The sequence below is a fragment of the Robiginitalea sediminis genome, assembly GCF_002198115.1.
Classification (GTDB): Bacteria; Bacteroidota; Bacteroidia; order Flavobacteriales; family Flavobacteriaceae; genus Robiginitalea; species Robiginitalea sediminis.
The window spans coordinates 491,977-514,576 of sequence record NZ_NGNR01000002.1; the positions used below are offsets into that span (position 1 = coordinate 491,977).

Below are 22,600 nucleotides of genomic sequence, written 5' to 3' on the forward strand. Positions count from 1 at the left end.
TAAATCGCATAAACGAGGGTTACCTTAGAGTATGCGACGAAAGAGCAGGAATATCTTTGCCTTATGTTACGGCTGCTGGTTGGTGGCCATCGTGTTGGTCCTCACCACCAGTACCAGTGGGTGCGATGCGGGAAAAGCCACGGCATCAGCAGAACAGTTGGCAGCTTTGGACCAACAGCTCAAGAGCAATGAGTGGCGCTTGGAAGTGGAGTTTGCCATGCCCATGGCTTCCCCCGAATACGTAAGTGCTGCCAATCTCGGGGTTACTCAGGCCCGGGGGAGTTCTGTAACCAATATTAACCTGACGGGAGAAGGCTATTACCTGGAAATGCATGGGGACTCCATTAAGGCGTATTTGCCGTACTACGGCAGGCGGGACAATGTAACCCGGGTAGGCGGCCGGGGAGGTATTGAACTCGATACGGAATATACCGAATATAAGATCCGGAATTCAAGGAGTGGCAAGACCCTGGAGTTTTTTGCACGGGACGGATACGAACGCTTTCGTTTCCTGATGGAACTCAGCTCAGGTGGTCGCACAGAAGTTTCCGTTTTCAGCCCCCAGCGCGATGTAATCCGGTACAGGGGGATGACCCGGTTTAAGGGAGCAACACCATAAGAGGGTGTTTAAAGGCTGGTTGAAATTTTAGTACTATCTTATAGTAGGATTCCAAAGACTACTAGGACATGAAAATCAGATTTCTGCTTGTTTTGAGTATTGCCGCAGTTTCCACTATAGGTTGCCAAACCGTAAGGAATGTTCCCGGTACAGAAGCTAATACCGTATCGGAACTTAAAGCGCCTTTGCACCTGAATTTTGAGGTAGTAGAATCTTCAACCCAGGTAGCGACCGTTTCTTTTAGGCCTCTCAGAACCAGGAATACTGTGGAATCCTTCAATAAATCCGGTTTTTACCTCAGTATCCAGGGAGACAGGGTCACGGCGGAACTTCCGCATTACATCATGAGACAATTCTTCAGGGATGCGTATGAAAGGCCTGGAATCTTTATAGACAACAAGCAACTCACTAATCTGGCGTATACACGCTATAAAGACCCAAGAGAGTTTACTCTGCAGTTCGAAGTACTGAATCTTACCGAACGCCTGCGCTTTGAACTTCATATAATGCCGGACCAGACGGCATATATGAAGCTGCTTAGTGCACAACGTCCCATGGTCACCGGTTATACCGGGAAGGTGAGCAGTACCTTATAATTCGCTTACCGTCCAATTACATGTAAGTAGGGGGCTTTTCAAATTATCTATTAGACATAATATAAATTATAGTACAACCCAATATCCGCGTAATATGCAGTATTTGACATAAAACCAGTTTCGTACCGCTGTGTATGAAACGGTACAGGTTTTATGACAAGCGGATATGGCCCTATTGAGTAATGTTTTTATTTGCTATTTCCGCTCGGGCGCATAACGGAAAAGATTTTATGTCAAAGGAAATGAACCGTATCATGCAATTACCGAAGCGTACGAAACGGTAGAGGTTTTTATGACAACCGGATACGGCCTAATCCTGTACTGTTGATTTACCATTACCGTTTAGCGGAGCTAATTGATCATATAATCTGTTATGTGTAGCTACATGCAGATAGCATCAGATTTATGACAAAGGAAAATGGCTTGCAGAATCAATGATTTAAAGCGTATGAGACGGCACCTGTGAAGTGTCTGTAGTGTGCCATTTCCTGTTTAAGCCCTTATTAAGCCAGGTTAACCCGGACGGCATTCATGCCTTTCTGCCCCTTTTCAAGCTCGAAGGTAACGGCATCGTTCTCGTCGATTTCGTCGATAAGGCCAGAAACATGTACAAAGTGTTTTTCCTGCGATTCCACATCCAGTATAAATCCAAACCCCTTGGAGTGGTCAAAAAATGTGACTTTGCCTCTGCGAACAGGATCGATTTCTTCTTCCTCTTTCTGAGGGATACCCAAAACAATATCCTCGGCTTTGACTTTGATTTTATCGGATGGATTTGGCGGGGTGTCGGTAAGATTTCCAAATTGGTCCACATATGCGAAGGGGATACCGCCTTCACCCTCCTTGGCCTCTGCCCTGCGCGCTTCTTTCTTCTTCTGCTTTTCTTCCCTTTTCTTGAGCCGTTTTTTCTCCTTTTCCCTTTTACTAAACGTTTGTTGTGATTTGGCCATAGATTGAATTATGCTCTTAAGGTAGTACTTTAAATACCGATAGGGGTCCGATTAAAAAAAAAAGCCCATCCAAAGTGGATGGGCCCTGAAAAAACAATTATGTCTTCAGATAACTTTTACGTTAACTGCGTTTAATCCTTTTTGTCCTTGTTCCAGATCAAATTCAACTTCGTCACCTTCGCGCACCTCGTCAATTAATCCTGTAACATGTACAAAGTGATCTTTTTCGACGCCTTCTTCGGTAATAAATCCAAAACCTTTGGAGTCGTTAAAGAATTTCACTGTTCCTTTACTCATGATAATACTATTAAATTAGTGGGCAAAGGTGAGGCTAATAATCGAATATTCAGTCATTTATTGAAAATATTTATCTTAAATATCCCAATAGCTTTGCCAAAACCGCGACATTAATCTCTTTTAAGTACCTCTGTCGAACAAAACCGGTTCTTATGATGATCAAATCCTTCCGCCATGCCCTCTCCACAGATAAACCTTTAAAGGGCATCCTGATTTCCGTGCCTTCCTGTGAAATGGTCGAAATGATTTCCGACGCAGGTTTTGACTGGTTATTCCTGGACATGGAACACAGCCCTGTGAGTCATGAAACGATGCTGAATTTACTCAGGTGCGTTTCCCCGAAATGCCTGTGTGCGGTTCGGGTCCCGGAGGCAACCGCCACAGATGTGGCCCGGGTGCTGGATGCGGGTGCAGAGGCGGTTATCTTTCCCCGGATTTCTACCGAGGCTCAGGCACGGCATGCGGTTTCCCTGTGCAAATACCCACCTGAGGGCCTGCGGGGTGTGGGTATGGGGCGCGGGGCCCGTTATGGAAGGGACTTTACCGAATACCTGAAAGAGGCGAACCAAAGTATAGCCTGCATTGTCCAGATCGAAGATGCCGAGGCCGTGAAAAATGCGGCAGCCATTGCTGCAGTACCCGGCGTAGACGCCCTTTTTATTGGCCCCTACGACCTGTCCATGAGTATGGGCCTGCCCGGGGAGGTTACCCACCCGGACGTCCAGCAGGCCATTGCCAGCGTGGCACGGCTAAAAGCTCCGGGGCTGACCCTGGGAATTTTTACCGCCAACCCGGAAACCATGAAACAGTATACGGACCAGGGCTTTCGCCTGTTGGCGGGTGGTATTGATACGGAACTGGTCCGTAGCGGAGCCCAACGAATCCTGGATACCATGTAAGGCATTTTCCCGCCGAGGCAGGCGACCACCATTTTTTCCGCACCTTACCCTTTAACCAACTCCTTCTGGATATTGTCCGGCACCACCTCATAGGAAGCAAATGCACTGGAAAAGGTCGCTTTGCCCTGTGTCAGGGACCTCAGGCTGGTAGAGTATCCGTACAACTCTGCTTCCGGAGTAGCGCATTTCAGGATCTGGAAATGGTCCTTGTTGTCCATCCCCAGGATCAGCGAGCGCCGGCTCTGAAGGTCGGTCATTACCCCTCCCATCATGTCCTCCGGCACTTTAACGGTGAGCTGGTGGATGGGCTCCAGCAACTTGGGAGCTGCATTCAGAAAGGCTTCCTTAAAGGCATGTGAACCGGCAATCTTGAAGGAGATGTCGTTGGAATCTACCGAGTGCATCTTCCCGTCGTAGACCATCACCCGTACATCCCGGATATAAGAACCGGTGAGCGGTCCTGATTCCATGACCTCGAGGATGCCTTTTTTGATGGATGGCAGGTAACGCAGGTCTATTACCCCTCCTACAATACAGTTGTAGAAAACCAACTTACCGCCCCAAGGCAGTTCCACTTCTTCTTTTCCCCTGATGTTGAACCCTTCCGGTTCCGGCATGCCTTCTTCCCAGGGTTCTATTTTCAGGTGTACCTCGGCAAACTGCCCCGCACCACCAGACTGTTTCTTATGGCGGTAGCTGGACGACGAAGAGCGGTTGATGGTTTCCCGGTAGGCTATTTTGGGTGCTTCAAACCGGGCCTCTACCCCGTAAACCTTTTCAAGAAGCCACTGGATGTTCGCCAGGTGCAATTCCCCCTGGCAACCCAGGATCTGTTGCTTTAGTTCACTGGAATACGTAATGGTTACCGTGGGGTCCTGGCTGTGGATTTTCTTGAGGGCCTCGGCCAGTTTTTCCTCATCGTGCTGGTTCACCGCCCACACGGCCTTTTTGGTGCGGGGTTGCGGATAGGCTATTGGCCGGATGGTTACCGCTTTAGGCGCCGCGTGAAGGGTGTCGTTAGTCTCGGTATCCTTAAGCTTGAGGGTAGCGCCAATATCCCCTACTACCAATTGGTTCACGGCAATTCGTTTTTTGCCGTCCATGATAAAGAGTTGGTTGAGGGTCTCACTTTCCCCCGTGCGGGAGTTCTCCAACTTATCGTTGACGCGCACCACCCCTGATTTCACCTTAAAGAAAGTCACCTGGCCCACATTGGGTTGCTGAAGGGTCTTGAAAATAAAGAGTGTGGTTGGGGCTTCAGGCGTCGGTTCCACGGTGTCCCCTTCCAGGGTTTGTTCGGGTTTCAGGTCGGCAGCGGCGGGGGCCACATTGTCGATAAAGCCCATAAGCCGCCCGCTTCCCATATCCTGCAGGGCGGAAACGCAGAATACCGGGAAGAGTTCGTGGTGCAGCATCCCGGCTTTGATGCCCTGCCGCATTTCATCCTCGGTGAGGGTCCCCTTTTCGAAAAACAGTTCCAGGAGTTCTTCGTCATTCTCTGCCGCCTTTTCGACCAGTTCATTGTGCAGGGCATTGGCGCGCTCCATCTCGCTGTCCGGAATAGGGAATTTTTCGGGCTTCCCCCCTTCGGATGAAAACTTGTACATCTTCATCTTCAGGACGTCGATAATGCCTTGCGCCCCATCTACTTTGATCGGGTATTGCATCTGTGCAGCGTTATTGCCCACCAGGTTCCGTATTCCCCGAAGGCTGTCTTCGAAACTCGCTGTAGGGTGGTCTATCTGGTTGATGACAAAAAGCGTGGGTTTGTTGTATTTGTCGATGTAGTTCCAGATAATTTCAGTCCCCACCTCTACCCCATTGCGGGCATTAATTACGGTGACGATGGTATCCGCCACGCGGATGGACGAAAGGATTTCCCCGAGGTAATCGTCCAGCCCGGGGGTATCCATGATGTTGATCTTGTAGTTACGCCATTCTGTATGCAAGGGGGTGGCAAAAACCGAGGCACCGCGTTCTTGCTCCAGTTCGTGGTAATCGGAAACCGTATTCTTTCCCTCTACCGTGCCCCGGCGGCTGATTAGCCCGGCCTCAAAGAGCATGGTTTCGGCCAGGGTCGTTTTACCGCTGTTGTGGGCCCCTACTAATACAATGTTCTTGATGTGTTTATCGTCGTAAATTTTCATGGTCTCGGTTGAAAAGGTTAGGTATCATTTCTGGTAGTCCCGTAAAGGTAGCAGAGCGCCCCGGCCCAAAACATGACATTTTCCCATATTTCAGGGATTTCCGAAACCATATGGAAGGTGGGCCTTACCCCTACCCTTCTCCACCGGCTATGGAACCGAAGCCATGGGTTCTGCATAGGTTACCCGGTAGATGGCATCTGCAAAATCGTCCGAAATAAGCAGGGATCCATCCTCGAGGAACAGCAGGTCCACGGGCCTGCCGAATTGTTCCTGGGTGTCATCATCCAACCAGCCTTCAATAAAGGATTCATAGCCTACCGCGGTATTGCCTTCCAAGGTCACCATAGATACCCTGTAGCCGGACTTTTCGCTGCGGTTCCAGGAGCCGTGTTCGGCAATGAGGGCCGCATTTCGGTACTGGGGAGGAAACATATCCCCTGTAGGGAACTTAACCCCGAGGGGCGCTACGTGGGCGCCAAGGTTTTGAACCGGGGCAACAAATTCACTGCAATCCCGCTGGTCTCCGTATTCGGGGTCTGCAATGGTACCCCCATGGCAGAAGGGGTAACCAAAATGGTCTCCTGCCCGGGCTACCCGGTTCAGTTCGCAGGGCGGGATATCATCCCCCATCATATCTCTGCCATTGTCGGTAAACCAAAGCTCCCCGGTTTGTGGGTGCCAGGTGAAGCCAACGGAATTCCGCACCCCGTGGGCGACGATTTCACGGTTGCTCCCATCCGGGTCCATCCGGGTAATAGAGGCATATCGCGGGTCTACCGTGGCCGAGTCGCAAATGTTACAGGGGGCACCTACCGGCACGTAAAGTTTGTCGTCCGGCCCAAATGCGATGTACTTCCAGCCATGGTGGAATTCCGTAGGGTAATCGTCATAGACCACCACGGGTTCCGGCAGGTTTTCCAGGCGCGATTCCACGCTGTCGTAACGCAGCAGGCGCCCCACTTCGGCTACATAGAGGGCCCCTTTGCGGAAAGCGATCCCATTGGGTACCGAAAGGGTCGAATCCAATATCAGGATCCGGTCTGCCCGGAAATCCCGGTCCCGGTCCTGAATAGCATATACGGTTTTATCGTTCCGAGTTCCCACAAAGAGGGTTCCATCGCTACCCATGGCCATGGAACGTGCCCCGTCCACGCTGTCCGCATAGACTTCAATACGAAACCCAGGAGGGAGTTTCAGCCGGTCCAGGGGGAGGTTGCTGGGGGCTTCCTCATATTGGATCTGCGCTGGCTGGTTTGCTTCACTGTTGGATGGTCCACAGCTTTGCATACTCACCATTATCAGGATAAGGAAGAGCACCGGAAAAAGGATTCTGGAAAAAGTCATTCTTTGTATTTTGGTTTGCCCTAAAATAAGAAATCCATATGTCATATCCACAGGTATCGATACTACTAAACACCTTCCTGAAATTCCAATGCCCGAGTCGTGTGGGGAAACTTCCCTACAGTCCAATGTGCCTGAAAATACTCCCCTGATGGGAACCGGTCGTTCGCTCGAATGGAGTACCGTGGGTGGATGGGAATTTTATAAACTACTCCGTTATTGAAGGAAAGGAAAGCGATATGGAGACGCAATAGCACATTGCTTTCCGGCTCACCAATGCGGACATCTGCGCAAACCGGGTTATTAAGGGCAATTGTTCTGAAGTTGATCCCGGTTTTGACCGATACATAAGAGAGGCTTTGCTAATCTCCCCCAAGAAAGCCCTTGACTTGGGAACCTTTCGCCGGTTCTCGCCTGACGCAGTGTTGCCAGTGGGTGTTTCCTACCTTTGCTCGACCAGCTCGTCGTCCTTCCAGGTCCCCTGGGCCACCACCTGATCCGTTTCCGAATAGAAGACGCCCTCTCCGCTGCGACGGTCATTTTCCCAGTCGCCCACGTATTTTTCACCATTGGGCCAGAAATAGGATCCATTGCCATTTCGATGGTCATTCTCGTAATGGCCCACATAGTATTGTCCATCCGGCCAGTAAAAGGATCCCTGGCCGTGTCGCCGGTTGTCTTTCCATTCCCCTTCATAACGGCTTCCGGTTTCCAGAAGCGCTATCCCGTAACCGTTGGCCTTACCATTTCGGACTTCCCCCACATAATATATTCGCGTACCCTTATCCGTCATAAAGGTCAGGTACTGTCCATTGGATTTCTCGCGTAACTGGCGCCGCAGTCCGTGGAGTTCCAGATGTGCCTTTTCCAGGGCAAAGTACAGGGAGTCTACCTGGCGGCCTTCCGAATCGGGGTACGCTGAGGGAAGTGCAGGCATTTCTGCTTCACGCTGGGTTTGTTCCATTATTTGCCTCTGGAGGGATTCACGCTGGGCCAGAAGATCTGCAATCACTGCCATGCGCAGGCGAATACCTGAGGCGTCCAGGCTACCTTCTCCCTGTGGCAGGGATTGTTGTTCCCTTAAGGCCTCCCTGAAACGGCCACTGGCCAGAAGGGAATCGATGTGTCTGGAGGTGCCCAGGGCCTTCAACTGGGCCGAAACTGCTTGTTCTTCGCTCCGGCTTGCTGCCAGTTGCAACTTTAAATCCGTTACTTCTGTTGCTTTGCGCATCCACAGACCAAAGGTCAAAGACAGGAGTACTGAAACGATGAGGAAGGGTGTTTTAAACTTCATAACGGTCTATATACGCAGTAAACGTCTGTTTAGTCGTCGAGGTGTATGGCTGGGAGTTTATTTCTCACTTTCCTGAAATCCGGGGCGTAATAAAGATGGCACCGCACGGTCCAGCCCTGTTTGTAGATTCCCGGGTTGTCAAAGTCCTGACCCTGGGAATACATAAGGCCTGCGGCTACCGTGAGGCGGGGTGTCAGAATGTAGCCCAGGGTAGTGGTCAGACGAAGGTCTTCCAGCACGCTTCCCACCACCTCTTTACCGCTCTGGAGGATGAGTTCGGATTCCGGCGAAAGGTACCAGGTTCCCGGTTCGAACTTATGGCTGTTAAGGGGAACCTTGATGCGAAGCATGTAGCGCCAGCGGTTGCGAAAGATATACGCGCTTTCTTGTGCAAAACCCTGGGACCATCTGTGTTCAATCCGGATGCGGTGGTAGACCATAATGGAGGACAAGGGTTGGGCAAATTGGTATTGGTGCCAGATTCGCCATTCCGGCACTACGTTGCGGCCCTCCGAAAGCGCATCCGTATTGAAATTGACCCGAAGTACGCCACCCAGACTGGCATTGAAGTATTTGGAATAGATATAGGACAAGGCATGTCTGTTATATACTTGGGCAATCTGACCCGCAAACGGGGTGTTTTCCGTTTCCTGGAAACGAAAATGGGTTTCGGCGATCCAGATCAGGCGTTTGGATACCCGGATGTTTCCATAGGTGTTGATCCACAACTTGGATACCGGCTCCTTGTATTTTGAAGCGTCCGGCAAGAGGATGTCTTCCTGGGCGTGTAGTCTACTGGCACCGATGCAAATGCACAGCAGGACGCACAGTCCCCGCAAAACCCGTTTCAAGTGCATTATTCCTGAGCCTTCTCTTTCAGGCCAAACAACGCAATGACCGTTTGCGGATCCTTTTCCTTCCGTAGTTTTCTCTCGAGTTTTTCGGTGTCCTCATCCTTTAGCGCAAGGACCCGTTCAAAGGTTTGCTCCAGGAGCGTGGCCCAATCCTTGGCTTTCTCGCAGCTGGCATTCCTCCCAACTTCGTTCAGGACATAAGGTAAGAGCACCTCGAAATAGGCAGTGGTGATACGACGCTTTACGACTTCATCCATGATGGTAGCCGTAAAAGGGTTCCAAATCTGGTCTGTGTATGCCTCGCGGACCTGCCGGCTTCGCTCCTGTTGCTGCACCAGATTGCGGGATAGCCTGCCCAGATTTTCAAGGCAATTTATGGCGTTTTCAATCTCCACAGACTTTTCTTCTGCGTAAGAGAGTCGCGAATAGCCATCCACCACGCTTTCCGCCTGTCGCAGGACGGCTTGTAGGGCCAGGGTTGTTATTCGCTCTTGGGATTCGGAAGGTTCGGATACCAAGCGTTTCAGCGCTTCGTATTGGCTGACCATGCTTTTTTCCCGTTCCAGAAGTGCCTGTTCTTGTTGCTCCAGGGTGAGTCTGGGGCCAAGGGCTGCTGTAATCTCCTCCAGACTGCCTTTGGCGTACTGGGCCATATCCCTCAGGGAGGCTATTCCGGAACCACCGAAATCCAGGCGATCCGCACCAGGCCCTTCATAATACGCGTACCCAGGCACCTCTGATGGAATCTTTGCTTCGGGGGTATCGGTCCACAAGCGTCCCTGGAGCGCCTCCCTGGGCAGGAAATCCAGCACGCCAAACTGCTTGAGTTTAACTACATGTAAGAGTGGGTTTATCATCCGGGCTTTCAAGCCTCCTGCCACTTGGAAGTAGTACTGGGCCTCCGGATCGGACCGGCGCGCGAGCTCCAATTGCGGGTCGTTCAGAATACGGTCCGACATAGCGGCAGCTTCGGAAACCCATTGCTCCAGGTCTTTTAAAAATGCCTGTTCCGTTGGGGTAAAGGGATAAACGCCCACTTGAACCTGAAACCCTGTTCGGTAAACTGTGGAGCCAAAGGAGGAGAGCAAACCCTTTATTCGCCTGTAGTACCTGTCGTTCTCCCTTAGAAGGGCAACGATCCCAGAACTGTCCGGCGTCATGCCTGCAAAATTGAGAAAGTGAAGATATGCCTCATCCAGGGCCACGGATCGGCGTTGTGGAGCCTCCGCAAAATCCAGACTTCGGCTGGTCCATTGCCCCGTCTCGAGGGTTTCGACCCGCTCCAGTACCCCTTCCTGAAAATACCAGTGTTCCTCTCCCCCCGGAGAAGCCTCGCTAAACAAGGTCCATTGGTCGTGTGCCATACCCGTTCGCAGCAATCTCCCGGCCAGGGCGTTCCCATTCCCTTCAATCCTGAAACTCCGCTGCGGGATGCCCTCCTGGAAGCGGATGGCAGATCTGAATTGGACCTTTTCCAGGGTAGAGTTCCGGATTTGGTTTACCACATGAGTCCATAATCCCTCCGGTTTACCGTTGCTGAGCAACCCAATGGCCTCATGCTCCTCGCCGGAGATGTTAAACTTGTACTGGTATCCCACTCGCTCTGCCACACTGTCTGTCTGAAAGGTGCCAAAGCGAAATTGCCAGGCCCCCTGGGGCACGTGGTCGACGAAATTACCCTTAACCAAAAAACTGTCCTCCTCCCCTGCCAGCGGGTTTTCAGTTGGAGAACTTTGCATCTGAAAGGAGCCTTGAATAAGGGTGTCCTTTTCCTGTACCGTATATTGGAAGGTGGCAGACCCCGCCCACTCACCCGCCTGATAGGTTCCGGAAAACTGGCGTAGTTCCTGTGCCCTGAGGACATGATGGGCAAAGCCGCAAAGGAAAAGGGCTAATCCGGTCCTGACGATATGGGTTTTAAGGCTGCTGTTCACGAATCCGGATAGGATAGGTCCTGGATTGAAATCGAAACTATTTACGAGAGATTAGCTTGGACGGATCATTCGGGCCGAAAAAATATGGCAACCTAATCCTTTGGTAAAGGGAATTCTATTGAAATACAGGATTTTGTACCTTGTAAAAAAACCAATATCGATGATTCGCAGCATAACTATAGGGGTCTTTTGCCTGTTTACAGGAATGTGGGGTGCTTTCTCGCAGGAGGATCGACCCCGTTTCGATGTAGAGCGGGATTTGCTATTAGCCCACTACGATTGCAAGACCGATGTAGACGACCTGCATTCTGTAGCGGCTCTGGCAACTTTGCTTTCCACGGATCGTTTTGACGGGGTGACCTACCATGCCGTAGCCGGGGCCTATGGGGTTCAGGAAGGCTTATATGTACCCCCGAACGAGCTGTTTGAGGCTGCTTTCGCCGGCCATTGGTCCGATGCTCACACCAACCGTGAGCAGGCGCTTACCGAAGTCCTGGCAGTAGCTCTTAGAACCCTCGATGCCCAGGGGGACATCTGGATACCCGAGGCCGGACAATCCGATTTCTCGGCCGCCCTGGTCCGCAGGATTCAGCAGGAAAGACCGAGTCTCAACGTGCGTTCGAGAATACATATTGTTCAGCACAGCGATTGGAATGAAGAGGTTACAGCGGCTGAAGCCCTCGTTTTTGTAAAGGCGCACACCGACTATTGGAAAATTCCCGATGGGAATGCCACGGGTAACGGGACGCCCGGGTTTCGATCCGACGATCCCATATCAGGGCCGGGAGCCCTGGCAGATGCTCACCTCAGGGAAGTTTGGGAATTAGCCATCCGGATTGCCAACCGGTATAACGGAGCAGACGGGCGGTACCTGAATACCTCAATAGCCAAAGGGGGGCTCGACTTTTCGGACACGGCAGAAGTATGCTGGATTTTCGGGATGGAACACCTGGAAGATGCCAACGCTTTTTTTGGCTACATTTCCGGGAAGTGACCGTTTAGCGGACCACCAACACGGAGCCTTGCAGGCCCCGGACGAGTTTCCGCGTCAGGCTTTTCTGCACGCCTTTCGGGATACAGAACAGATCCGTACGGGTCTTGGTGGCAAAGGAAATAACCCGCTCCAGGCTATCGGCATCGTCTGTAAAGACAAAATGCTGTTTGGCCGGGTCGCTTTCGGTTTCGCCAAAAGAGGATTTACCAATACTGAAGTAGCGCGTATTGCTGGCCCTTTCCGTAAGCAAAGGCTCCCAAAGCCCTAATTGGACACCTTTGTCCGGGGCATAGACCCCAGCAGAAAAGGACTGCAGGCCCGTAGTATCGTCCAAAATCAGAACCGATCCGGGGGCACTGTCCAGTACAGCTTCAGTGAGCCGGTCCCCCAGAATTCCGGCCACTTTACGGACGCGTTTGCCTATGATCACCACCTGGGGGGCACTTTCGGCCATGGCTTCCATAACGGTGCCCTTTACATTTCCATAGCGCAGGTCCACTGACTTGCTATACTCCGAACCGGCGATGTCCTGTAGTTTTTTACGGGTTTGACGACTGTCTTCGTAGAGTTCCTTTTTGGCTGAAAACTGATTGTCTTGCTGAATGGCACTTGCAGGTGCCTTTACATGAAGGATCTGAACCGTTGCCCCAAAACGGGAAGCCAGCATTTCCGCGGCTTTCACAAGGTGACCGGAACGGTTGTCCGGGGTGGCAAGTACCAAAATCCTAGAGGGTGCTGGGGTAGCCTTTTCCATTTATAAGCAATTGAATGCATAATGTGTGTTATGTGAAATTATAATAATGCCCTTGGACTTACACGGGTTTTAACCTTTTCTTTTGAAGTTCTGAAGTGCCTGCCCTAGGGGGCAGTCAGTTGGGGTTCCGGGTAAAGGGAACAAACCGGACCGCCATAAGCACTTCGGTATGGATTTTCCCCTCTCGTCGAGTTACCCGGGTGAGTTCCTGCACCCCTTGTGTTTTCCCCAAGGGGATAACCATCCGTCCGCCTTCCCGGAGCTGGGCGAGGAGGTCCTTAGGAATGGTAGGCCCCCCTGCCGTGACCATAATGGCATCGAAAGGAGCCGCTTCTGGCCAGCCGTGATATCCGTCCCCAATGCGGGTCTGGACCTGGTCATACCCAAGTTTTCTCAGGAGTTCTTTGGTTTGAGTCCCCAAAGGGGCTACAATTTCTATGGTATACACCTCCATGCCCATCTGGGCGAGAACGGCGGCCTGGTATCCAGAACCTGTGCCCACTTCCAATACCTTATCCCCTTTCCGGAGGTCCAGGGCCTGGGTCATGGCGGCCACCATGTAGGGTTGGGAAATGGTTTGCCCCCACCCTATGGGAAGTGGGTGGTCCCCATAGGCTGCCTCCTGATCCTGATCGCGTACAAATAGGTGCCGAGGCACCGTTTTCATAGCTTCGAGGACCCGGGCGCTAGTGATATCCCTGGCACGTAATTGTTCCTTAACCATTTGCTCTCGCAAGGTCCCGAAATCGGGTTGGCCGGATAGTGCAGTGAGGTAAGACATGGATATGCTAAGGGCTAACAGGGCTTTCATGAGGGTTTCAACCTTCCTTTAAGATACAAAATTCCCAAGGATTTCCCGGGTGTCTAAAAGTGAAAAAGAAGAAGGGGGCAAATGTAGATTTAACACTATATTTACCATCCAACCGAAACACTATGAGAACCCCCCTCTCCCCTGCCCTGGGTCTGTTCCTGGTATTAACCAGCTTTGCAGGAGTAGCCCAGCAAACAGCCCGGGATACCATACAGGATCGGCCACAATATCAGGCCGTCCTGCTCGAAAACGAACCGCAGGTAGACGGGGACATCCTGAATGACCCGGTTTGGCAGGCAGTTCCGGCCATTGAGGACCTCAGGCAGATCCGGCCTAATTACGGAGAGCCCGTTTCGGAGCGCACTGCGGTGCGGATTGCCTACTCCAGGAGTACGTTTTATGTTGGGGTAGTCTGTTATGACAGTGAGCCCAATAAAATTGTGATTTCGGATTCCCGCCGGGATGCCGACCTGAATGATGAGGACAGTTTCCTTTTTATTATCGATACCTACCACGACCGGCAAAACGGCTTCCTCTTTGGCACCAACGCCCAGGGCATGGAGTACGACGCCCAGATCGACAATGAAGGCAAGGGAAATTTTAACGCCAACCGCCAGCAAGGGGGTGTTATAGGCGGGACCAACCTGAACTGGGATGCTACCTGGAGCGTGAAGACCGAGGTAGGCGATTACGGATGGAGCGCGGAATTTGCCATCCCCCTGCGCTCCCTCAGGTTTGCTTCGGGAACCATGAAGACCTGGGGGCTTAATTTTCAGCGGAATATTGCCAAAAGGACCGAAACTGCATTCTGGGCCAATCTTCCCCTGGGTTTCGACCTGAAGCGGATTTCCCTGGCCGGGCAGCTTTCCGGGTTAAGCCTGCAGAACCCGGGGAACCTGAAACTCATTCCCTATGTACTCGGGCAGGTAGTCAATGACAAATCGGTTTCTCCCTCTGAAACCGATACCCGCTTCGAGGCCGGGCTGGATGTTAAATACAGCGTAACTCCCAGCCTCACCCTTGACCTGACCTACAACACGGATTTTGCGCAGGTGGAGGTAGACGACCAGCAGATAAACCTGGACCGTTTTAATCTGTTCTTTCCCGAAAAACGGGCCTTTTTCCTTGAAAATGCAGGGCAGTTCACCGTCGGGTCCCCGGGAGAAGTAGACTTGTTCTTCAGCCGGCGCATCGGCCTCGGAGAGGACGGGAGTATTGTCCCCATTATAGGGGGCGGAAGGTTATCCGGAAAAATTGGCAATACCAATGTAGGCCTGCTCAGCATGTTTACCGAAGGGATTGAGGCTTCGGGGATCGAGGAGAATAACTTTTCCGTGGCAAGGGTAAACCACAACTTCCCGGGTACCCGTTCCTCCCTGGGGGGCGTTTTTATCAACCGGGCGGGTCTTGGCGACACTCCGGACGATTATAACCGGGTGTATGCCGTAGACGGGAAATGGGGCATCGGGAACAAAGCAGAAGTGACCGGGTTTTTAGCCAAGAGCGTTACCCCGGGGATATCTTCAAGCGACCATGCCTTTAAGCTGATGGCCAATTACAACTGGGATGGCTGGAACTTAACGGCGGGGTATACCGAGGTAGGTGAAGGCTTTAACCCCGAAGTTGGCTTCCTGCAGCGCACGGCCTTCCGCAAACCCGAGTTCCTGATTTTCAAAGCACACCGCATCCCCAATGCGGGCAATTTCCTGGAAATGCGACCACACGTCTCCTACCGGGGGTATTGGAATTTCGACGACGAGGTGGTAACCAGTTTCCTGCACGTAGACAACCACTGGGTCTGGCGCAGCGGGTTCGAAATACATACGGGCATCAATTTTACAGCAGAAAATGTGTTTCAACCCTTCAGCCTGGCAGGCCTCGAAGTCCCAGTGGGATACTACAACAACGAAGAACTGCAGCTGGTGGTTATTACCAATCCTAACAATGCCTTTTCCTTAAGTACCCGTACGTTTATCGGGGGTTATTTTGACGGGAAGAGGATTTCGAACAGCGGCACAGCCAACCTGCGTGTTGGGGACCGTTTCAACTCCTCACTTACCTTCAGCCACAACGACATCAAATTAGGCAGCGGGGATGTGACCGCTTTTGTAAGCGGGCTGCGCTTTTCCTATAGTTTCACCCCGCGAATTTTCCTCCAAAGCCTGATCCAGCGGAACAATGTTTCTGAAATCACCTCGGTGAATGCGCGTTTCGGATGGCTGCAGAATGCGAATACAGGGTTGTTTGTGGTGGTCAATATTGTACGGGACGACAACCTGCTCGATGCCCTGAACAACCAGGTCATTACGGTGAAATACACCCACCGCTTCGACCTCCTTCGCTAACGGGCCTTAGTGCGCCTTACTTCTGAAGCCCCTTATTTTAAGGCTGTTCCTGCTGGTGTTGATAAAGTACACCCCAGTAAGGAGGATTACGGCAGCCACAATAGATTGTACGCTAATGGTCTCATTCAGGAGGGACCAACCCAGGATCATAGCAACAATGGGGTTCACGTAGGTGTTGGTTGACACCTTCTCCGGCGATACATTCTTCAGCAGGAAGTTAAAGGCGGTAAAGGCCGCGATACTCCCGAAGATTATCAGCAGCAACATCGCCCAGTGGGTCTGAGGTTGCCAGTGCAGGGGGTTACTCCAGGTCTCCCCAAGGACCAGGCTCATGATAAAGAGCATAATCCCGCCGGTAGCCATCTGATACCCCGTGTTCACAAAGTAGTTCCTGGGGAAATCTGCAGTACCTACAAACAAGCTCCCATAGCCCCAGGCGAGCATGGCGGCAAAGATCATGGCCACCCCGGCCCATGCCCGGGTATCTGCGATAACCGCATCTTGGTTAACCAGCAGGTAAATCCCCACGATTCCCAACAGGATCCCCACCATAGACATCGGACGTATCCGCTGCCCCCTTAGGATCCACATGAGCAGGAGCACGATAAGGGGTTGGGCGGATATCTCCAGAGCGGCAAAATTACTGTCCACATATTTGAGGGCCCACACCACTACCCCGTTGCCAAAGCTCAGGAAAAGGAACCCGGCAATGGCGGAATTCAATAATTGCCTGCCGCTGATGCGAAGGCTCTTCCCCATAAGGGCGGCAATGCCGAAGATGATGAGGCTTGCCACTGAAAACCGGATCCCCGCCAGCATAAATGGGGGTAGCTCCGCCACCGCCACCTTATTGAGCAGGTATGTGGATCCCCAAATGACGTATATGGCGAAAAAGGATAACAGGATCAAGGCCCTGTTGGGGTTGTTTTCCATGACGCAATATTAAGGTTTTCCCGGGCTAAACCCGGATAGCAAAGCTTCTTTTTCACTAAGATGGGGATTGTACCTATCAGGGCATTCGCAGGTACTCGGAGTCCGGTAATGGTTTGCCTGGTATTCGAGTAAAAAATTCCGCTTTCCGCGCATAACAAAAGGTTCGAGTCTTACCAGGCCTTCCTTTAGAGGGATAAGCCGTTAAATGGCTCGCCCATGGTATTAAGGAATCTTATGAGTCATTATAGAATGTTTAACGTTATAATGAAAAGATTAAACATTAATTAAGAACATGGCACGACCCTAAAGAATACATTTACTCCTGTCTAATCTTTAAAAAAAATCGAAATGAAAATGATCAAATCAACCCTTGCCCTAGTAATGGCCACCAGTCTAACTGTAGCCTGTGCCCAGGACAAAAAACAAGGACCATCCCAATCGGATATGGCGGAGAACACCGAAGCCAGTGCATCCACATGGGAGTCGGAACCCACTATTGTTGGGGTGGCGAGCAACAATGCCCAGTTTTCTACCCTGGTAGCAGCTGTTGGAGCTGCCGACCTGGCCGGAACGCTGAATTCCGCCGGGCCTTTTACCGTTTTTGCCCCGACCAATGAGGCATTCGAAAAGTTGCCGGCAGGCACGGTTGAAACCTTGCTGAAGGCGGAAAATAAGTCCACCCTGACACAAATCCTCACCTACCATGTGGTAGCGGGTAAATTCATGGCAAAAGATGTCATAGAAGCCATTAAGGCCAATAATAATGCCTATCCCGTGGAAACGGTAGAAGGAAGTGTACTTACCCTGAGCCTGAAGGACGGAATGGTTATCCTTACCGACGCCAAGGGTCAGACCAGCACGGTAACCACAGCAGATGTTGCTGCCTCCAACGGGGTTATCCATGTTATCGACACGGTAGTGATGCCGGAATAAGCCAGCTTACATCTCATAAAAAAACCGCCCGGATCACGGGCGGTTTTTCTTTTCATAGCAATTCTCAATCCTGACTCAGACAACCATTTGCGGTTTCAGGCGCGATTCTACTTTCCGCTTGATGGCGGTTAGGCGCTTCATAACATCCATAAGGTGCTGCTCGCGGGTCTTTTTATATACCTCATTAATTTCGAGAATCAGGTTTTTGAGATCCCGGGAGGCCTGAACCCTGTCACTGGTTGAAATCCGGGACCACTTGCGTTGCTCGAATTCGTTTGCCTTATCCAGTAATTCCATAGGTTTCTTTTGAATTGATTTCAATTACGCCTCAAGATATAGAATACCATCCTTACGTTTAAAAGGATTAACAAAAGTTTAAACGTGTTGGCCCTGCTACAGCCCCAAAGGACCTGGTGTTTTCATGCATGCGTGCTGACCTCAGTGCATGTAACTGCCTGCATTGATGTCGATTACAGTGCCGGTAGCATGGTCCATCTGCCCGCTGCAGATAAAAGCGGTTAAGGGGGCGATATCCTCCGGGAGTGTAAGCGTATTCAGTGCAATTTCATCGAGCAGGCGCTGCTCCCCATATTCCTTAACGAAGGTATCTGCCATAGCCGTCCTGGTAAAGCCAGGGGCAATGACAAAAGACTTTACATTATCCTTTCCGAAGGATCGGGCTACCGACCGGGCCAGGGAAGTTAACCCGCCTTTAGAGGCGGCATATCCCAGGAATTCGCGGGTTTCGCCCCGGAAAGCTGCCCGGCTTCCGATATAGATCAGCCGGCCGCCGCCCCCATGGGCCTGGAAATGCCGAAGCGCCATTTGGGTGAGCAGGCCCGGGGCGTCCAGGTTAATGGCCAGGGTTCGCTTCCAAACTGCCCACCATTGGTCCAATTCTTCTTCGATAGGATGCGGCAGGAAGACCCCGGCATTCAGCACCAGGGCATCCAGGTGCCCCAGGGCTTTCAGGGCGTTCTCAAATAAATCCCGGGTCCGGTCCGGGTCTGCTAGGTTTGCGGGCAGCAAGACCCCTTGGTCCTCATAACCTCTAAGAACCCCCTCTGCCTCCTGCCTGCTACTGTTATAGTGAAGGGCTACCTGTGCCCCGTCTTCCAGAAGCCTGCGGGCAATAGCTGCCCCGATGCCCCTGGACGCTCCCGTAACCAGTATGCGTTGTCCGCGAAGATCCATATCCTTCCTTTTATGGCAGGAAGGTAGTCAGAAAGCCGAGATCTTACAATTCTGCGGCTTCCGTAAAAAAAAAAGCGACCCCTCCGGGAGTCGCCTGGTTTGTTTTTATTCGGATTTTACTGGACTTCCAACTGAAAATCCTGAGTTGTCCGGTTGCCGGCAACGACAACCACACCTTCCTGAGTGGCATCCTGGTAGCCTTCCAGGCTTGCCGTGACCGAAAAGGATCCCTCTTCCAATCCCAATATAGCGTAGGCGCCTTCGGCATCAGAAAAAGTACTGGCGTAAACGGAATCCGATGCCATAACCGAGAGCTTAGCCCCTTCAAGAGGAAGGACTGCCCCTGTAGAATCTACAGTGGTTACCATACCCTGTAAGGTGCCGGAAGTAGTCAGGTTGGCCGCCCGAATTACGGGTTTGAAATTGAAGCCTTTGGGATTGGGCCCTCCCTTCGCGACAAATGATCGGCTTACATCCACATCGAGCAGCACATCTGTGCTAAGACTACTCGCTACGCGCAAGGCTGGTTTTATAAATACCTTGATTCCGGATTGCATGCCGCTGGGCACCTTAAGGTCAAAAACCGTACTATCCTGCAGTACTACGCTGGCATCCTTCACGTAAATACGCACCAAATCATAATCTCCGGCAGGGATTTCGGCCGATGCCAGCTGTTCGGTTACCCCTCCTGTCAATTCCAGCAGGTTTACCGAAATTTCCTCTTCCATCAGCACCACAAAGGGGGAACCCGATCTGCTGGTATCCGAGCTGTCCGTTTCCGCAGCGTCCGCGCGGCGGGCTTCTACCTTATAGACGGTGAGGTTGGCCTGGTCGATCCAGGCATAAGGAAAAGGTGCATCGCTCAGGTAAACATTGAGCCGTCCCATTCCACCAGCGGATTCCTCCGATTCGGAACACGCGTGGAAGACCGTGAGGGCCAAAAGGATAAACAGGCCTTTGAGAACTGATTTCATAGCTATGGTTTTTAAATGAGGCGATGGCAAGTAAACACCCCTGAGCTAGAATCCATAGCGGAAACCACTTTTTTCGATGAACGACCGGCTTCTCCCCTTCCCTTTTAACGTCCTAGGTTCCTGGCGTGGCGTTTTCTCTGTTTTAGCTACTGTTAATGATAACCAAATCCTCATTTGGCATAAAATTATATAATGCGTTGAAATACAAGTCGTAAGACGGATTGCTGAGAACTCGGCAATGTTAAAAATTGCTTAAGATGGTACCTTTTATAGCAAGGTACTGTAACAAACCAATTCCATAAGCGTCTTATAGATGTAATCGCCTGGTAAACGAAACAGGGCAGCCCCGAAGAAAAGATAACAGTCATCAGAAATACAGGCGAAGCAGAACAATAGTCATCAATCAAAAAAAACATACCATCATGAAAACAATGTTCAAATCCACACCTACCGAATCCAGAAGGTTTACGTATTTCTCTTCTTTTAAAGGAAGTAAGCGCGTCCGCTGGTCCGAAGCCCGAAACTTCGTCTATTAACAGCAACCATCAATCGTATCATCAAAAAACAACAGTCATGAAACCTTTTTTCAAACAAACGCCCACCGAGTCCCGGAGATTTGCCTACTTCTCCAATTTTAAGGACAGCAAACGGGTACGCTGGACAGAAAGCCGGCACTATGTCTACTAAAGACCATTGCCCGTACACCACAAAAAAAGGCCCGGAAACCCGGGCCTTTTTTAATTTGTTCCTATGCTTTTCTACAAGGTAATGGTTTCGGTAGCTCCGTTGGGATAAGTAACAAGTGCCTGGTCATCGCAGGTACCGTCTCCCAGGTCTACTTCAATCACCAATCCATTCTTGGTGAGCTCCATAACGCCGCTAACCAGGTGCTCACACCCGAAATTTCCGGTCAGGGGTTCCAGCACATCCACAGCGTAGCTATTGCCATCCATGGTCAGGTTCCAGTTTCCGGAAATGCTAAAAGAAATTTCCACAAGGGTCTCCCCAAAGGTAAATGACAGGGTTTTGGTGCCGGTTTCGGCAATGGTGCTGTCATCGGCCAGGGTTACGACCATGTCGCTGGTTACGCTCATGCTTATGGCGGTCTCCCCATCGGAAACCAGGGTAAAGGTCCGGGTGCCGTTCAGTTCCACTTCCCCTACAAAAAAGCCTTCGTAGATAGCTGTAAATGAGGCTGAAGACGTGTCGGCTCCATAGGTGACTACCAGGGAGCCGTTGGCATTGTCCGTCCCGTTGAGGACGCAATTCCCGAAGGTCACGGTAAAGCCGGTTTCGGAGTATTCTGTTTGGTAGCACTCGTTGTTGGCAAACTTTCCGGAGGCTGCATTGCCGTTTTGGTAGATTTCGGCCAGGACGGCATCGGCTGCCCCGGTCCATTGTTCGGCATTCATCACAGCCTGGAATTCGGCCTGGGAAAGGCGGGCATCCTGCGGGATTTCACGCTCATCGGCATCTGTGCTGCAGGACTGCAGGGAGATGGCCGCAAGGGTCAGGAAATAAACACTTATCCAAAAGAAGTATTTCCGTTTCATCGATATCGAATTTGGGTTACACCCCTAAAAACGAAGGGAGAAAGGGAATATTTCCCTGGGAAGCTAAAATCCGATGAACGGTATTTCCGCTATTGACCCGGGAACAGGGATCTGTCCAGGCCAGGAAGAAGCCGGAACGCATTCTCGTAATACACCTTGCGCAATACGGCATCTGGCAGGTCCAGACCGTACATGGCCCAGAACGCGTGGTATTTCTTGTAATAGGGGAAGTACTCGTCATCGCTCTCCAGGACCCGGAAATAGGTGGGGTACTCAGAAGGGTTCCAGGCGTCTTTCCCAAAGACAATCCGGTCCTGGTGCTTCTCGAAGAAGGCCCGGGCCATACGGGGTTGCCTGCCCAGTTCCGCTATCACAGCCCCAATGCCCACGTACATGTTAGGCATTTCATCCATAAGGGTGCTCAGGGTTCCCAGGTCATTGGCAAACCAGCCCATATGGGCATTGATAAACGTGGTCCCCGGGTGCTTTTTAAACATCCGGTGTTGTTCGGCTATAATCTGCTGCCAGGGGGCGGGGTCACTATCACTGCGTTTGCGCCCGGGCCGGAGTTTGAGCTCCAGCCAGCGCTCGTTAAACGAATCCATGGGGTCCCAGAACGAACGGGGGTCGGCAGAATGGATCAGCACGGGAATTCCCAATTCCCCGCACTTGGCCCAGACCGGGTCCAAACGAGGGTCGTCTACGGCTATGCGCTCGCCGTTTATATCCTTGTTGCGCAAGCCGAGGCTTTTGTAGATTTTCAGGCCCGAGGCCCCGTTCTTCACATCTGCTTCCAATTGGGCCGCTGCTTTCTCGCCCCAGCCTGGGGTTCCTACACCCTCAAAATCCACATTGGCAAAGACCACGAACCGGTTCGGATAATGGGCGCGGATGTTGGCCATGGCTCCGGTTATCCGGTCTCCGGAACCCCCGCTGAGATTTACCATAACGGCCATGTTGAGGCTATCCATGGCGGCAACCAGTTCCGAAAGGTCCATCTCGGGCATGCGGAAATGGTGGCTGTGGACGTCCACAAACGGATAACGGGCATGTAAGACGGGTTCTCCTGGCACCACCAGGGTGGAAACCGGGTTATAGGCTTCAAAATCCATTTGTTGGGCAGAAACCGATAGGCTTGGCAGGAGCAACAGTAGGGCGAAAAGGGTTCTCATAGGGAT

At 51.6% G+C, this 22,600-nt stretch carries 21 protein-coding genes; 6 read left to right on the top strand and 15 right to left on the bottom strand.

The features are described from left to right. Positions 1-31 precede the first annotated feature (31 nt). Both CA832_RS08385 and CA832_RS15020 read left to right on the top strand, forming a co-directional pair. Positions 32-619, top strand: coding sequence for a DUF4251 domain-containing protein (locus CA832_RS08385; protein ID WP_088341126.1), 588 nt, complete (start codon positions 32-34; stop codon positions 617-619). Between the two features lie 266 nt (positions 620-885). Further along, positions 886-1,215 (top strand): DUF4251 domain-containing protein, encoded by a 330-nt coding sequence (locus CA832_RS15020; protein WP_158211905.1) that lies wholly within the window; start codon positions 886-888, stop codon positions 1,213-1,215. Between the two features lie 503 nt (positions 1,216-1,718). On the opposite strand, the gene CA832_RS08395 is transcribed toward CA832_RS15020, so the two are convergent. Together CA832_RS08395 and CA832_RS08400 are read right to left on the bottom strand one after the other, a co-directional pair. After that, complete coding sequence (locus CA832_RS08395; protein WP_088341128.1) at positions 1,719-2,165, bottom strand: cold-shock protein; 447 nt, start codon at positions 2,163-2,165, stop codon at positions 1,719-1,721. 105 nt (positions 2,166-2,270) lie between these two features. Further along, a complete protein-coding gene (locus CA832_RS08400; RefSeq protein WP_088341129.1) occupies positions 2,271-2,462 on the bottom strand; it encodes a cold-shock protein in 192 nt (63 codons plus the stop codon). Between the two features lie 152 nt (positions 2,463-2,614). Here CA832_RS08400 and CA832_RS08405 point away from each other — a divergent pair, with 152 nt between their 5' ends. Then, positions 2,615-3,361, top strand: coding sequence for an HpcH/HpaI aldolase family protein (locus CA832_RS08405; RefSeq protein WP_088341130.1), 747 nt, complete (start codon positions 2,615-2,617; stop codon positions 3,359-3,361). 44 nt (positions 3,362-3,405) lie between these two features. Here the strand turns inward: CA832_RS08405 and CA832_RS08410 are convergent, their stop codons facing one another. From CA832_RS08410 to CA832_RS08430, 5 genes are all read right to left on the bottom strand, one after another. Then, positions 3,406-5,508 carry an elongation factor G gene (locus CA832_RS08410; protein ID WP_088341131.1) on the bottom strand — a complete coding sequence of 701 codons (2,103 nt, stop codon included), beginning with the start codon at positions 5,506-5,508 and terminating at the stop codon, positions 3,406-3,408. A gap of 147 nt (positions 5,509-5,655) precedes the next feature. Further along, the gene (locus tag CA832_RS08415) at positions 5,656-6,852 is read right to left on the bottom strand and encodes a PQQ-dependent sugar dehydrogenase (RefSeq protein ID WP_233131771.1); all 1,197 of its coding nucleotides are present in this window, start codon (positions 6,850-6,852) and stop codon (positions 5,656-5,658) included. Positions 6,853-7,291: 439 nt separating this feature from the next. After that, on the bottom strand, positions 7,292-8,143 hold the full coding sequence (locus CA832_RS08420) for an MORN repeat-containing protein (RefSeq protein WP_088341132.1): 852 nt from the start codon (positions 8,141-8,143) through the stop codon (positions 7,292-7,294). Positions 8,144-8,172: 29 nt separating this feature from the next. Beyond that, positions 8,173-8,982: a DUF2490 domain-containing protein gene (locus tag CA832_RS08425; protein ID WP_233131772.1), complete on the bottom strand. Its 810-nt coding sequence runs from the start codon at positions 8,980-8,982 to the stop codon at positions 8,173-8,175. Positions 8,983-8,999: 17 nt separating this feature from the next. Continuing rightward, the gene (locus CA832_RS08430) at positions 9,000-10,931 is read right to left on the bottom strand and encodes a hypothetical protein (protein ID WP_088341134.1); all 1,932 of its coding nucleotides are present in this window, start codon (positions 10,929-10,931) and stop codon (positions 9,000-9,002) included. Positions 10,932-11,091: 160 nt separating this feature from the next. On the opposite strand from CA832_RS08430, the gene CA832_RS08435 reads away from it, so the two are divergent. Then, positions 11,092-11,925 (top strand): hypothetical protein, encoded by an 834-nt coding sequence (locus CA832_RS08435; RefSeq protein WP_088341135.1) that lies wholly within the window; start codon positions 11,092-11,094, stop codon positions 11,923-11,925. A gap of 4 nt (positions 11,926-11,929) precedes the next feature. Here CA832_RS08435 and CA832_RS08440 read toward each other — a convergent pair whose 3' ends face one another. Further along, a complete protein-coding gene (locus tag CA832_RS08440; RefSeq protein ID WP_088341136.1) occupies positions 11,930-12,679 on the bottom strand; it encodes a universal stress protein in 750 nt (249 codons plus the stop codon). A gap of 115 nt (positions 12,680-12,794) precedes the next feature. Then, positions 12,795-13,490: a protein-L-isoaspartate(D-aspartate) O-methyltransferase gene (locus CA832_RS08445; RefSeq protein WP_088341137.1), complete on the bottom strand. Its 696-nt coding sequence runs from the start codon at positions 13,488-13,490 to the stop codon at positions 12,795-12,797. Between the two features lie 122 nt (positions 13,491-13,612). Between CA832_RS08445 and CA832_RS08450 the strand changes: the two genes are divergently transcribed. Then, entirely contained in the window at positions 13,613-15,835 is a 2,223-nt protein-coding gene (locus CA832_RS08450; protein ID WP_088341138.1) for a DUF5916 domain-containing protein, read from the top strand. Positions 15,836-15,841: 6 nt separating this feature from the next. Here the strand turns inward: CA832_RS08450 and CA832_RS08455 are convergent, their stop codons facing one another. Continuing rightward, positions 15,842-16,768 (bottom strand): EamA family transporter, encoded by a 927-nt coding sequence (locus tag CA832_RS08455; protein ID WP_088341139.1) that lies wholly within the window; start codon positions 16,766-16,768, stop codon positions 15,842-15,844. A 348-nt stretch (positions 16,769-17,116) separates the two neighbouring features. Here CA832_RS08455 and CA832_RS08460 point away from each other — a divergent pair, with 348 nt between their 5' ends. After that, complete coding sequence (locus CA832_RS08460; protein ID WP_088341140.1) at positions 17,117-17,701, top strand: fasciclin domain-containing protein; 585 nt, start codon at positions 17,117-17,119, stop codon at positions 17,699-17,701. 75 nt (positions 17,702-17,776) lie between these two features. On the opposite strand, the gene CA832_RS08465 is transcribed toward CA832_RS08460, so the two are convergent. From CA832_RS08465 to CA832_RS08485, 5 genes are all read right to left on the bottom strand, one after another. Beyond that, positions 17,777-17,998, bottom strand: a complete 222-nt coding sequence (locus CA832_RS08465) for a hypothetical protein (protein ID WP_088341141.1) — start codon at positions 17,996-17,998, stop codon at positions 17,777-17,779. Between the two features lie 141 nt (positions 17,999-18,139). Then, positions 18,140-18,895 carry an SDR family NAD(P)-dependent oxidoreductase gene (locus tag CA832_RS08470; protein ID WP_088341142.1) on the bottom strand — a complete coding sequence of 252 codons (756 nt, stop codon included), beginning with the start codon at positions 18,893-18,895 and terminating at the stop codon, positions 18,140-18,142. A 116-nt stretch (positions 18,896-19,011) separates the two neighbouring features. After that, positions 19,012-19,869, bottom strand: coding sequence for a DUF4382 domain-containing protein (locus CA832_RS08475; protein ID WP_088341143.1), 858 nt, complete (start codon positions 19,867-19,869; stop codon positions 19,012-19,014). Between the two features lie 758 nt (positions 19,870-20,627). After that, entirely contained in the window at positions 20,628-21,422 is a 795-nt protein-coding gene (locus CA832_RS08480) for a hypothetical protein (protein ID WP_088341144.1), read from the bottom strand. Between the two features lie 89 nt (positions 21,423-21,511). Then, entirely contained in the window at positions 21,512-22,594 is a 1,083-nt protein-coding gene (locus tag CA832_RS08485; RefSeq protein WP_088341145.1) for an amidohydrolase family protein, read from the bottom strand. Positions 22,595-22,600 lie beyond the last annotated feature (6 nt).

Excerpts from the sequence above, each read along its gene's own strand:
- CA832_RS08420 (WP_088341132.1), bottom strand. The coding sequence starts at position 8,143 with ATGAAGTTTAAAACACCCTTCCTCATCGTTTCAGTACTCCTGTCTTTG.
- CA832_RS08475 (WP_088341143.1), bottom strand. The coding sequence starts at position 19,869 with ATGAAATCAGTTCTCAAAGGCCTGTTTATCCTTTTGGCCCTCACGGTC.
- CA832_RS08465 (WP_088341141.1), bottom strand. The coding sequence starts at position 17,998 with ATGGAATTACTGGATAAGGCAAACGAATTCGAGCAACGCAAGTGGTCC.
- CA832_RS08440 (WP_088341136.1), bottom strand. The coding sequence starts at position 12,679 with ATGGAAAAGGCTACCCCAGCACCCTCTAGGATTTTGGTACTTGCCACC.
- CA832_RS08470 (WP_088341142.1), bottom strand. The coding sequence starts at position 18,895 with ATGGATCTTCGCGGACAACGCATACTGGTTACGGGAGCGTCCAGGGGC.
- CA832_RS08385 (WP_088341126.1), top strand. The coding sequence starts at position 32 with ATGCGACGAAAGAGCAGGAATATCTTTGCCTTATGTTACGGCTGCTGG.
- CA832_RS08455 (WP_088341139.1), bottom strand. The coding sequence starts at position 16,768 with ATGGAAAACAACCCCAACAGGGCCTTGATCCTGTTATCCTTTTTCGCC.
- CA832_RS08485 (WP_088341145.1), bottom strand. The coding sequence starts at position 22,594 with ATGAGAACCCTTTTCGCCCTACTGTTGCTCCTGCCAAGCCTATCGGTT.
- CA832_RS08445 (WP_088341137.1), bottom strand. The coding sequence starts at position 13,490 with ATGAAAGCCCTGTTAGCCCTTAGCATATCCATGTCTTACCTCACTGCA.
- CA832_RS08435 (WP_088341135.1), top strand. The coding sequence starts at position 11,092 with ATGATTCGCAGCATAACTATAGGGGTCTTTTGCCTGTTTACAGGAATG.
- CA832_RS08410 (WP_088341131.1), bottom strand. The coding sequence starts at position 5,508 with ATGAAAATTTACGACGATAAACACATCAAGAACATTGTATTAGTAGGG.
- CA832_RS08395 (WP_088341128.1), bottom strand. The coding sequence starts at position 2,165 with ATGGCCAAATCACAACAAACGTTTAGTAAAAGGGAAAAGGAGAAAAAA.
- CA832_RS08450 (WP_088341138.1), top strand. The coding sequence starts at position 13,613 with ATGAGAACCCCCCTCTCCCCTGCCCTGGGTCTGTTCCTGGTATTAACC.
- CA832_RS08460 (WP_088341140.1), top strand. The coding sequence starts at position 17,117 with ATGAAAATGATCAAATCAACCCTTGCCCTAGTAATGGCCACCAGTCTA.
- CA832_RS08405 (WP_088341130.1), top strand. The coding sequence starts at position 2,615 with ATGATGATCAAATCCTTCCGCCATGCCCTCTCCACAGATAAACCTTTA.
- CA832_RS08400 (WP_088341129.1), bottom strand. The coding sequence starts at position 2,462 with ATGAGTAAAGGAACAGTGAAATTCTTTAACGACTCCAAAGGTTTTGGA.
- CA832_RS08415 (WP_233131771.1), bottom strand. The coding sequence starts at position 6,852 with ATGACTTTTTCCAGAATCCTTTTTCCGGTGCTCTTCCTTATCCTGATA.
- CA832_RS08480 (WP_088341144.1), bottom strand. The coding sequence starts at position 21,422 with ATGAAACGGAAATACTTCTTTTGGATAAGTGTTTATTTCCTGACCCTT.